General features: G+C 29.0%; 11 protein-coding genes. All 11 read left to right on the forward strand.

Annotated elements, in window-relative coordinates; translation table 11 throughout:
- The first annotated feature begins 9 nt into the window (after window positions 1–9).
- Complete coding sequence (locus TTHE_RS04565) at window positions 10–1,872, forward strand: hypothetical protein (protein WP_013297424.1); 1,863 nt, start codon at window positions 10–12, stop codon at window positions 1,870–1,872.
- 201 nt (window positions 1,873–2,073) lie between these two features.
- Window positions 2,074–2,277, forward strand: coding sequence for a sugar transferase (locus TTHE_RS14545; RefSeq protein WP_081441841.1), 204 nt, complete (start codon window positions 2,074–2,076; stop codon window positions 2,275–2,277).
- A gap of 217 nt (window positions 2,278–2,494) precedes the next feature.
- A complete protein-coding gene (locus TTHE_RS04570) occupies window positions 2,495–3,406 on the forward strand; it encodes a hypothetical protein (RefSeq protein WP_013297425.1) in 912 nt (303 codons plus the stop codon).
- A gap of 355 nt (window positions 3,407–3,761) precedes the next feature.
- Window positions 3,762–5,072 (forward strand): HD domain-containing protein, encoded by a 1,311-nt coding sequence (locus TTHE_RS04575; RefSeq protein WP_013297426.1) that lies wholly within the window; start codon window positions 3,762–3,764, stop codon window positions 5,070–5,072.
- Complete coding sequence (locus TTHE_RS04580) at window positions 5,062–5,616, forward strand: type II toxin-antitoxin system antitoxin SocA domain-containing protein (protein ID WP_013297427.1); 555 nt, start codon at window positions 5,062–5,064, stop codon at window positions 5,614–5,616. The genes TTHE_RS04575 and TTHE_RS04580 overlap by 11 nt, the downstream gene beginning before the upstream one ends.
- A gap of 109 nt (window positions 5,617–5,725) precedes the next feature.
- A complete protein-coding gene (locus TTHE_RS04585) occupies window positions 5,726–7,141 on the forward strand; it encodes a sugar transferase (RefSeq protein ID WP_013297428.1) in 1,416 nt (471 codons plus the stop codon).
- Window positions 7,142–7,153: 12 nt separating this feature from the next.
- Window positions 7,154–8,113 carry an SDR family oxidoreductase gene (locus tag TTHE_RS04590; RefSeq protein WP_013297429.1) on the forward strand — a complete coding sequence of 320 codons (960 nt, stop codon included), beginning with the start codon at window positions 7,154–7,156 and terminating at the stop codon, window positions 8,111–8,113.
- Window positions 8,114–8,118: 5 nt separating this feature from the next.
- On the forward strand, window positions 8,119–9,192 hold the full coding sequence (locus tag TTHE_RS04595) for a mannose-1-phosphate guanylyltransferase (protein WP_013297430.1): 1,074 nt from the start codon (window positions 8,119–8,121) through the stop codon (window positions 9,190–9,192).
- Window positions 9,193–9,247: 55 nt separating this feature from the next.
- On the forward strand, window positions 9,248–10,387 hold the full coding sequence (locus tag TTHE_RS04600; RefSeq protein WP_013297431.1) for an FxLYD domain-containing protein: 1,140 nt from the start codon (window positions 9,248–9,250) through the stop codon (window positions 10,385–10,387).
- 15 nt (window positions 10,388–10,402) lie between these two features.
- Entirely contained in the window at window positions 10,403–11,575 is a 1,173-nt protein-coding gene (locus TTHE_RS04605; RefSeq protein ID WP_013297432.1) for a S1C family serine protease, read from the forward strand.
- Window positions 11,576–11,640: 65 nt separating this feature from the next.
- Window positions 11,641–12,363 carry a hypothetical protein gene (locus TTHE_RS04610; protein WP_013297433.1) on the forward strand — a complete coding sequence of 241 codons (723 nt, stop codon included), beginning with the start codon at window positions 11,641–11,643 and terminating at the stop codon, window positions 12,361–12,363.
- Window positions 12,364–12,406: the final 43 nt, after the last annotated feature.

Genomic DNA, 12,406 nt, shown 5'->3' on the forward strand with positions numbered 1-12,406 from the left:
GTGATACTATTGTTTGAAAAGAGTAATAAAATAGACTCAACTAATTTTGATTATTATGCACGTTATTCATATGAAAGATTTTTATTTAGTCAACCACATATATATGTCAAAGGATTGTATTATGATAAAAAGTCATCATATTATTATGTTTTGTGTCCTGATATAGATGGAAATACAAAAGCTATGGATGGATCAAATATATTTCAATGGTTTGCAAATAATAAAGTTGCTGGTTGCCCAATAAAATTAGTTAATAGTATACCTTCCAATGCTTTAGAGGTAGAAGAAAGAAATATAGAGGAATTAATAAATGGATCAGGAACTCCTGATAATTTGAGGAATACGATTATTAAACTTTATTTAATGCTACCCAAGGATTTTCCTTTTATTTACCTACGATATAATAAAGATCAAGAAATAGAAATAGTAGTAGATAAGCAGTTAACAAAAGAAGAAAATTTATTATTAAAAAATATTATTAAAAAGCTTGGAATACCATTAAACTATAGATTGCTTGTAGATAGCAAAGTAAAGGAAAAAGCAAAATTTCGTGTATTTAATCAAGGTGATATTGAAATTATACCAAGTAAATTTGTATCAGATAAGTATTCTAAAAATTTGAGAACTTTACTTGAGGATGATGAATATTTTTGGGTGGAAAATCGTGAATCTATATTAAAAGGGAAGATAAAAAATCAAACAGGTATATTGCCAAATTCATGGGATAGATTGCAATCACGCTGTTTTCTAGATGCTACTGTTTTTCCGCAGGAAAATATAAGAAATTTTTTACCGATGTATGAGAATATAATTATTGCATTACCAATAAATGGTTATGACGATAATTTTTTATCTTCATTAAAAATTGATTTAAATGATCTTATTGATTTGGCAAATATAGGGAGAGTAAGTTTTGTTTTACCGCAATCAATTGATAGATATTCTTTAAATATGATTGAACCTTTAGTAGAAGCTGTGCCAGATAGTTTTATATTAACCAGAAGGTTAGCAGCTTTATCTATTATAGATAGTAGAATAAGATTTCCTTTTTTATACCTTCCTTTTGGAATTAAAGAAAGAACTTATTTATTGAGGGCTTTATATTCTTCTGTAAGTTACATCAAAAATGACAATATAAGAAAAATTTTGGAAGGTTTTATATGTGAATTAGGCCGTATTTGGTCTATAGAAGAAGAGATGGTTAATTTAAGAGGTTCAATGGCAATAGGTTCTATTGGTATGGGTTCAATTGCATCATCGATATTGAAATCTATACATGGAATTGATAGACTTATTGAATTTTTTTCAGCAGATAGATTAGTAGGATTAGCAGCGCCTTTTTCAGCAAATGTGGTTCCACAAAAATTTGAGGAAAATTATGTGCAGATATTAGCAAATATATACTCGGGATTAAGAACCGGTGAATATCCTTACTTTATTAAAAATTCATCAGTCATATTAAATGGTTTGCTGACAATAAATTCGGATGCGCCTGTTATAGATCTTGCTAAATCTTTCAAAGGTAAAGACATTGAGAGGTTAAGAAAAATCATATGTAAAATTTCAGATGAAACAGTAAATATAGATGAAATAAATGAAATTATATGTAAGTTTAACAAAGAAATAATTAACTATGAAAACCGTAAAACTCGACTTTCAAAAATAAATATTATAGGATTAATTTGTATCATTTCTGAATTATCGGGTAAAATACGTGGTATTTCATTAATCAAATGGTTATTAGAAATTCTATATAATCATAGAAACGACAATGACATAATAGGCGTAATATGTGATTATATAGAATCAATTATAACTTGTACTAAACCAAAGATTGTGTTTGTTTCTAGGCTTAGAGATAAATTATCTTAAATGTGATGTTATTATCACTTAAAGTAATTGCTAAGACGATATATATAGTATAAAAAATGGGAAAGAAAAAAATTAAATAAAAATAGGGTAATTAAATGAATTTAAGCACTAACAAAAGGATTCTAGATATAACCATATCATCACTTCTTTTAATTATATAACTCTACTAATGCTAATAATTGCAGTTATTGTTTATAAAAAATGGGTTTCCCAATTTTGTATCGCCAGACTCGACCAGGATTAAATAGGAAGCCTTTTAAGATTTATAAATTTAGAACTATGAATAATGAAAGAGATAAATATGGTAATCTGTTACCTTATGAAGAGAGATTAACAACGATAGGTAAGGTCCTTAGAAGTACAAGTCTTGATGAACTAGCAGAATTGAATTATTTAATGTGTTAAAAGTTGATATGAGTCTAGTTGGACCAAGGCTATTAGTTAGGAATATTTAAATTATTATACAGATGAGCAGATGTAACGTTATGGTGTTTAGCCTAGAATTACAGGTTGGGCACAAATAAGGGAAGTCCATTGCTAAAAGATATTTAAGCTAAAAATTGCTCTTTATTTTATTTAGTGCTAACAATTGAAATGTTTAATATATTAGGTGCAGAACAATATGCTTAAAATTCTAGCTTTAAAAAATATTTTTAGTAATAGAGAATTAGCTGTTGGATTTTGGCTATTTGTATTATTGTTATATGCTCTTTCTAAAAAAGATGTTCGAAAATCGTTGTTGGATGTTATTAGAATATTTTTTAGCAAAAAATTTATTGGTTGGCATATAAGTATGCTTTTATATGTATCATCAATTATTTTTATATTATTTAAAATTGGATTTTGGGAGTTTAGATTATTAAAAGACACTATAATTTGGTACATATCAGTTGCTATTGTAAATTCTATAAAATCAATAGGAGAAGCCAAAGATATGAAGTATTTTGAGAATATAATAAAAGATAATGTCAAGATTGTTATTATATTGGAATTTATTATAAATTTGTATAATTTTTCATTGATATGTGAAATAATTTTAATTCCTGTTATTTCTTTTTTATATCTTTTTAAAATGTCATTTGAATTAAAAACAAAATACCAAAATGAAAATTATAAGTCAATTATTAAATTGTTAAATATTATAACTGCAGTTATTGGTATTTATATACTGTTTTATTCGACAATAAAGTTTTTGAGTGATATAAAAAATATTGTTTTCTTAGATCTTTTTAAAGACTTAATCTTGCCCTCGATTCTATCGATAATGTTTGTTCCATATGTATATTTATTTGTATTATATTCAACTTATGAAAAAGTCTTTATTATATTGAAATATAAAAAGACTATTGATGATAAATACAGGTTTCTTCTATATTTTAGAATTATATTATTTTGTAAATTTAATATTGTTAAAGTAAATAATTTTATTAATTACAGTAAAATTATGTATAATTATATAAAGAGCAAAGATGATATAAATCTTTTGTTCAAAAATTACAAAACAAACGTAATTACTTACAATGTAGATAAATAAGATTATTAATTTGGAAATAAATTGATAATTCCATAATCAATATCAATATGAAATAAGGTGTTTGAGAATAAATTATGATGCATCGAGTTCATTGATCAGAAAAAATATTCAAAAAAATGTATATGAAACCTTGGATAGAATGTTTATTTCTTTTATATAAGTAAGAAAAAGAATTTAAAAAATATTGTTCATCTTAAAGTATTAGATTAATTAACGATTTTATATATAGAAGGAAAATAACATTTTATGTCGAATTTATATCAATAAATATAGATAATATCGAACTAATAATAATTTTGACGGCATAGAAAGTTTTCTAGAGTAAATAGTCATAATGTCTATATGACATTGCGGGGTGTGGGATTTGAAGGAAAAGCTATGGGAAATTAGGGATCCGATTTATGGATTTATCGAAATAAATGAATGGGAAAGGGATATAATAAATCATCCAGTTTTTCAGAGGTTGAGAAGGATACGCCAATTGGCATTGACAGATTTAGTATATCCAGGTGCTGTACATACAAGATTTGAACATTCGCTGGGGGTTATGCATGTAGCCACTAAGGTCTTTGATAATATCGTTAATGAATGTAAAGACATGCTGAAATCAGAATATGGCTTAAAAGAGGATGGATTAAATAAAATAAGAACAATAATAAGATTGGCAGCACTTTTGCATGATGTAGGACACGCACCTTTTTCCCATGCAGGTGAAAGTATAATGCCACATAAGGATAATGGCAAATTATATAAGCATGAGGATTATAGTAGTGCAATAATAAAAACTGTTTTTAAAGAGCTAATAGAAGATCACAAATTAAACAATAATTATGATATTAAAGCTGAGGAAGTTGCTGCATTTGTAGTTAAAGATTATAAAGTTTTAAAGAAATTTTTCTTCTGGGTAGATATAATAAGCGGACAAGTGGATGCAGATAGAATAGATTATCTTTTAAGAGATTCGTATCATATAGGAGTACAATATGGTATTTTTGATCTTAAAAGATTATTAAAAACAATTGTAATTGTTAAAACAGAAGATAGACCTATTTTAGGATTTAAAGAGGGTGGACTTCATGTTGCGGAATCATTAATACTTGCAAGATATTATATGTTTACGCAAGTATATTTCCATCATACGAGAAGGGCGTATGATCATCATATTGCAAATGCAATTAGAGAAATTTTATTAAAATTAAATTATAATGATGGTAAATTGAAACCACCTAATAATGAAGAAAATATTAAAGATTATTTGGAGTGGGATGATTGGAAAGTTGGCAACTTAATAAAGGAAAATAAAGAATTATATGATTGTGAAAAAATATTAAAGAGAGAACATGATAGATGCGTTTATCATACTAATGAAGTCCCTGATATAGATGATTTAAAAAAATTTGATGATATTTATCATAGCATATCTTGTGAAATTGATGAATGCTTTGTTGATGAAGCAGAGAAATCATTTTATAATATAGGAAATGATGATATAAAAATATTAAAAGAAGATGAAAGCGGTGAAATTGTTGTAAGGTCGTTATCAGAATTATCTAACGTTGTTAATAATATTAAAACTGTAAGACAAAAACGAATATATGTACCACTTATATTTCAAGAAAAGGCGATTAATATTTTAAAGAAGGAGGGATTATACAGTGGAGAATAGGGAATTTATAAGATATGCTTCTATAGTACATATAATTAAAGAAACAGAAAAGTATGAATATAGGTTGGGAAGAACAGCATTAGTTAAATTAATTTATATATTACAAGAGAAATTTAATGTGCCTATTGGATATGATTTTAGTTTATATACATATGGCCCTTTTTCAAAAGAAATATTAGACGATCTTGATTATTTATCATATTTAGATGCTGCAAAAATAAAGATGAATAATGAAAGATATAATATATTGCCAGGTGAAGATTCGGCGATGGAGTATATCTATGAAAAAGCTGGGCAGTTTATCGAAGAAAATAAGGATACTATAAGTGACGTAGTTAAGGAATTTGGACAATTATCGGCAAAATCACTTGAATTAATTACGACAATACATTATGTTATAAATGATTATAAAGAAAGTAATATTAATTTTACAAAGGAGGATATATCAAAACTTATACATGAAATTAAACCATATTTTAGTGAAGATGAAATTATTAAAAAAATAGATGAACTTGAATCAAGTAATTTTGTGAAGCTTATATAAAGGGCTAAAAGGTTCTTTTATATTATTAAAAGTATTCAATTTTGTACTATATAACATCACAGAAAAAGATAGAATTAAACTGGCTGTAAAATTATGGGGAGGTGATTATTTGAGAATACATATAAATAAATTTTTCAAGTTAAGCAAGTTTTTTGTTTTTATAGTTGACCTGTTATTAGTACATATAGGTTTTATAATTGCATATATATTAAGGTTCAGTTTAAATCCGCCAATGATAAATCTTATTCCATACTATGAATTAATACCTGTTATTACGCTATCAACAATTTTATTATTCAATATTTATGGACTCTATACCATTTCGCGAAAAACATATAGCGATATTTTGTTTTCATTGATTATTTCCTTGATTTTATTGCAGATAATAACGACAGCATCAACCTTTTTTACAAGGCAATTTGCTTTTCCGAGAAGTATTTTTTTTATTGCTTTTTTTATACAGTTAATTTCATTGTCAATTTGGAGATATTTTGTTCAGAATATAAGGAAGTATGTTCATGGCGAGAAAAATATAATGATCATTGGCGATGATGTGACAGCAGAGAAATTAGCAAAAAAATTGATAATAAGTTCAAAAGGTTGGTACGATATAAGATACATATTAGAACCTGAAAAATTTCTAAGTAATAAAGAATATGTTAAAGAAATAGATGCGGTATATATTTGCGATAAAATACATGAGGAGATTAAGTCGGATATTATTTCAGAAGCTATTAAATTTAAAAAACATATATTTATTGTGCCGGATTTTAAAGATATTCTTTTAACTAAATCACAATTTATTCAATTTGATGATGTACCAACGATTAGTATTAATTATCCAACACTTACAGCAGAACAAAAAATAATAAAGAGAATTGGCGATGTAATGTTAGCATTAATAGGTTTAATAATTTCGAGTCCATTCATGCTTATAATTTCTTTATTTATTAAATTAACGTCTCCAGGACCGGTAATATATAGTCAAACTAGAATTACTGAAAATGAACGAGAATTTAAAGTATATAAGTTTAGGACAATGGTTAAAGATGCTGAAAAAATGACGGGCCCTGTATTAGCTACAGACAATGATCCGCGTATAACAAAAATAGGCAAAATATTGAGAGCAACAAGGCTCGATGAACTGCCGCAGCTATTGAATGTTTTAAAAGGTGATATGAGCTTTGTTGGTCCTAGACCAGAAAGACCATATTTTGTAAGACAGTTTGAAGAGCAATATCCGTCTTATAGATACAGGCATAATGTTAAAGCAGGTATTACCGGGCTTGCACAAGTTTTAGGAAAGTATACTACAGATGCTGATGATAAACTGAGGTTAGACCTTATTTATATAATGAATTATTCTGTATGGTTAGATATAAAAATATTACTATTAACTTTGAAAATAGCATTAACAAAAGAGGCGTCATCTGGAATAAAAGATGATATGACTTTAGAAGAATTGCTTAAATCTATGGATTATAATGTGTATAACGAATTTGGAGTAACAAAACTAGAAAAGTAGGAGTGAAAAAGTTTGAACATATTAGTTACAGGTGGAGCAGGTTTCATAGGATCAAATATCGTAGATCTTCTTATTGATAATGGATATGATGTTATTGTTGTTGACAATATGTCTACAGGTAAAAAAGAGAACATAAATAAAAAAGCTAGATTTTATAATGTAGATATTACAGATAATGATTTATACAAGGTATTTGAAGATGAGAAAATTGATTATGTAATACATCATGCAGCACAGATAGATATACAGAGGTCTATAAATGATCCGGTCTTTGATGCTAAAGTAAATATTATAGGCACGATTAATTTGCTAGAGTGCTGTAGGAAATTCGATGTTAAAAAGATTGTTTATGCTTCTTCAGCAGCAGTATATGGTGACCCAGAGTATCTAGGAGTTGATGAAAAACACAGAGTTAATCCCATATCGTATTATGGCATCTCAAAACATACACCAGAGCATTACATAAAAGTGTACAATGAACTATATGGTCTAAAATATACAATATTGAGATATGCCAATGTATACGGTATAAGGCAGGATCCTAAAGGCGAAGGTGGAGTAATATCGATATTTATAGATAAGATGCTGAGTGGGAAAAATCCTGTGATATTTGGAGATGGCAATCAGACGAGAGATTTTATCTATGTAAAAGATGTAGCAAAGGCAAACCTTTTAGCACTTGAAAATGGTGACAATGAGATTATAAATATAAGTACAAATAAAGCTACGACTATAAATGAACTTGTCAACATTATGAATAAAATCATGAATGCTTCTTTAAAACCTATTTATGCTGAGCCTCGCAAAGGAGATATAGTACATAGTTATCTTGACAATAAAAAAGCAAAAGATGTGCTTGGATGGAAACCGGACTATGAATTAGAAGATGGACTAAAAGAGACGGTAGAATATTATAGGCTAAAATATGCAAACGACGAAGTAGCCGCTGATAAGGGAAAATTGAGAAGGTGATGCATATGATAACAGGTGTAATCATGGCAGGGGGAAAGGGCGAAAGGTTCTGGCCAAAAAGCAGGATAAAGATGCCAAAGCAGTTTTTAAAGTTATACGGCGATAGGACTATGATTCAGCAGACTGTGGATAGGCTAAAGAGACTTATGCCAATTAAAAATATTTTTGTCGTTACAAATATAGATTATGCAGGCTTGATTAGCGACCAGATACCAGAGCTTCCGACAGAAAATATATTGATAGAGCCTATGGGTAAGAATACTGCAGCTTGTATAGGTCTTGCAGCACTACATACAGAAAGGCTTGATAAAGATTCTATCATGGTGGTAGTGCCATCTGATCATGTGATAAAAGATGAAGAGACATATTTAGGAGTATTGAAAACCGCAATAGAAAAAGCAAAATCAGGTAATAATCTTGTCACAATAGGTATAAAGCCGTTACATCCGGAGACTGGATATGGATATATAAACTTTAGGAAAATAACACATGAAATATTAAACAACAATCCTGTACATAAAGTAGAAAGATTCGTAGAAAAGCCGGATTATGATACAGCAGTGAAATATGTAGAAAGCGGAAACTACCTGTGGAATAGCGGCATGTTCATATGGAAGACATCTACAATATTAAATGCGATAAAAGAATATATGCCACAATTATACAGTGCATTAAATGTTATAAGAGAACACTTTGATTCAGATGAGATAGAAAAAGTATTATATGAGGAATATTCAAAACTTGAGAGTATATCGATAGATTACGGCATAATGGAAAAAGCGAAGAATGTGTATGTAGTGCCGGGAGACTTTGGTTGGGATGATGTAGGAAGCTGGACATCAATAGAAAGGCTCTATGAAAAAGACGAGAACGGCAACGTCATAAAAGGCAATGTCGTAAGCGTAGATACAAAAAAGTGTATCATAACGGGAAGTGATAAACTCATTGCGACTTTAGGCATAGAAGATGTGATAGTAGTAGATACGGAAGACGCACTTTTAATATGCTCAAAAGATAAAGCACAGAATGTGAAAGAAATATTGAAGGAGTTGAAGGAAAAAAATAGCGAGTATTTGTAAAAAAATATATAATTATTTTTAAGAAGGGTTTTTCGACTAGAAGGGGAGGACATTTATGTACTGCAAGAATTGCGGCTATAAAATAGAAGACAATCTTCATATCTGTCCTTACTGTGGCGCATTAGTGGACAATATATCTAAAGAAGCAAAAACTTCAAATAAAAGATATTGGCTCATTCCTTTTAGTTTTGCCATAATGGTTGCCATAGCGGTAACTTTTTATTTTTTCTATGAAATAGGTGTCAATAAGAAAGTGGAAGAAATACGGGCAAAAGCGGAAGATATGGCTTTACAGGGGAATTTTGATACTGCATTAAATTTTGCTAAAAAGGGTTTGGCTTTGCGCCCTAATCATAAAGTATTACAACATGACCTGGCTTTAATAAATTTTGGCAAAACGGTATATGAAAAATTAGAAACAGCTAATAAGTATGCTGATGATAAAAAATTTGATTTAGCATTAAAATCCATTTCTGCAGTTGATAAAGACCTTGAAGGTCGAAGTGGTGAGTATTTTGACATGCTTTCTAATCTCAGCAAAAAGTATAAAACACAGGTAGAAGTAAAACAACTGTATGATGATGCCAAAAACAAAAATACAATTGATGAGTTGGCTGATGCATTGTCTAGATTAAGCTATATAGATAGTCCAGATGCAAAGAATATAGATAAATTAATACGTCAGAAAATTGCCAATATAGCTTACTCAAATGCCAATGAGTTGTTAAAGGATAAACAGTTTAATGAAGCATTAAAAGTGATAGAAAAAGCTATGCAATACGATAGTTCAAATGCTAAACTTATTTCATTTAAAAAAACTATAGTAGATCAGAAAACTGCTTTTGAAAACGCAGAAGCACAGAGAATGCAGCAAGCTATGATTTCTGCAGCCAAAGAAGATGCTATGAACAGGACCAATGCGGTCAGTGTATTAAATGTAAAAAATTACATCAATGGTTATGGAGATTTTGTGATAGAAGGAGAAATTAAAAATGTAGCCACAAAACCTATATATGAAGTAGAAATTTATTATGCAATATATGATGCTAATGGTAATACTATTGGAGACGGCAATACATATGTATATCCAGTTTATTTGTCACCATTGCAAAAAGGAAGTTTTTCCAATATACATTATGGGCTTTCAAATGCTGATCATATAAAAATAACTGGGATAAATTGGTATATTGATTAAAAGGGGCAAACAAGCATGGGAGAGACAAAAAAAGATTCTAAAAATTCTTTAATTATTAATTTACTTATAACAATTCTGATAATAGAAATTGGACTTGTTGCATTTTATTATATTAACAAAGAATTTCATCAACAAGTAATTACAGGTAATTCAAAATTAAGCCAATATAACGCTATAAAAAGTTCACAAACAAAAGATTCAAAACAACCTAATATCAAGGCTATAATATCTGATAATCAGGAAAAAGTTATGTACATCGAGGTCAACGATGGAGGTGATATGGTATCAGGTTCTGGATTTTTGTACGACACTAATGGCGATATCATAACGAATGCCCACGTAGTTAGTGGTGCTTCAACAGCAAAAGTTAAAACATATGATGGAAAGGAATACAACGGTACAGTTATAGGCAAGGGTGAAGATATAGATGTAGCATTAATAAATGTACCTGAACTTGCTGGAAAGACTCCTGTTAAAATATCATCGAGAAAAGGGGAAGTCGGCGATCCTGTCATTGCCATGGGAAGTCCACTGGGGTTACAGAATACAGTTACGACGGGGATAATAAGCGGTGTTGACAGAGATTTTACAATTGCACCATATGTGTACAAAGGGGTATATCAGATATCAGCTCCTATATCGCCTGGCAGTAGTGGAGGCCCACTATTGGATCAAAATACAGGAGAGGTTCTAGGAGTAAATTCAGCCGGGACTATTGAAGGGGTAATAGGTTTTTCCATACCTATAAACCAAGTATTACCACTTGTGGAGAATTGGGCGAAAAATCCATCAAAACCTCAGACAAATGAATATGCAGTTGATTCAACAGAGCAACTTAATAATGGTCAATCTATTAAAGAAGAAGCCGAAGCTTTAGTTCAGTATTTTTATCAATGCATCAATTCACATGATTATGTTACTGCATATTCACTTTTAGGCAGTGATTGGCAAAGCGGAACAACATATCAAGATTTTCGAAATGGCTATCTTAGAACAGAATATGTTAATATTCAAAACATTATATCTAATTACAAAGATAATAATCATGTAGAAGTTACTATAACAATAGAAGCTCAGGAATTCACTGATCAAGATACTGTTGTGACAAGTCTTTATATGTGTACATACGATATAGGTTATGAAAATGACCAATTGAAAATCTTAAGTGGTAAATTTAGAAAAATTTAAAAAGCAGCATGTTCATATGGAAAACTTAACAATACCAAAGGGATGTTAAAAAGGGGCTTTGCCTTATGGACAACATAATAACTAAAATAAACATATTTAGTAATTCTGATAAACTCTTAAAATTCTTAAAAACGAAAGAGATCAATAACTATGCGTTTTATTTTGAACCAATGGCAGAAAAAAAGAAAAATAAAGAACTTTGTATTAATGATGGTGTTTCAGATGATGAAATTGGTGTGTTGATTATTAACTCTGATTTACTAATTGATGTGGAGAAAGGTTTAAAATATTTTGATAATGAAGAGCAAAAATGGTTTGGCAAGGATATAAAAGGCAAATACGATTATGTATTTCTATATGGCAAATATCAACCAATCTACAATGAAGAGCTTGATATTCATTTTAAAGATTTTAATATTTTCAAGGATTTTTTTGAAGTATTTTATTACCTTTTGAATGGGGTTGACTATTGTTCAATTGATATAAGAGATATAATCTATTCATTTGGAAGTAGACCTTATAATTTAAAATGCTTTACTTCTAAAAATATTGATGAAATCATAGATTCATTAAATAAGTTAAATCAAGAAATACACGCACTTATGTATATAGAAAAAGTAACTGAATCCTTTTCAATTTACGAACTTAATGATGAAATTTACAATGGCTATGTTAGAAAAATACTAACCATATTAGACAATAATAATTGCGGAGATGCCATTTTTTATTATACTGCTATTTTTAGTCATGAAAATAATGAATATTGGAAGAAGTTATTTGTAATATAGAAAAGTTTGCTCATATCCTATATAACTTATAAAATCTTTGGCG

It is taken from the genome of Thermoanaerobacterium thermosaccharolyticum DSM 571, assembly GCF_000145615.1.
Taxonomy (GTDB): Bacteria; Bacillota; Thermoanaerobacteria; order Thermoanaerobacterales; family Thermoanaerobacteraceae; genus Thermoanaerobacterium; species Thermoanaerobacterium thermosaccharolyticum.

Excerpts from the sequence above, each read along its gene's own strand:
- TTHE_RS14545 (WP_081441841.1), top strand. The coding sequence starts at position 2,074 with ATGGGTTTCCCAATTTTGTATCGCCAGACTCGACCAGGATTAAATAGG.
- TTHE_RS04570 (WP_013297425.1), top strand. The coding sequence starts at position 2,495 with ATGCTTAAAATTCTAGCTTTAAAAAATATTTTTAGTAATAGAGAATTA.
- TTHE_RS04595 (WP_013297430.1), top strand. The coding sequence starts at position 8,119 with ATGATAACAGGTGTAATCATGGCAGGGGGAAAGGGCGAAAGGTTCTGG.
- TTHE_RS04600 (WP_013297431.1), top strand. The coding sequence starts at position 9,248 with ATGTACTGCAAGAATTGCGGCTATAAAATAGAAGACAATCTTCATATC.
- TTHE_RS04605 (WP_013297432.1), top strand. The coding sequence starts at position 10,403 with ATGGGAGAGACAAAAAAAGATTCTAAAAATTCTTTAATTATTAATTTA.
- TTHE_RS04610 (WP_013297433.1), top strand. The coding sequence starts at position 11,641 with ATGGACAACATAATAACTAAAATAAACATATTTAGTAATTCTGATAAA.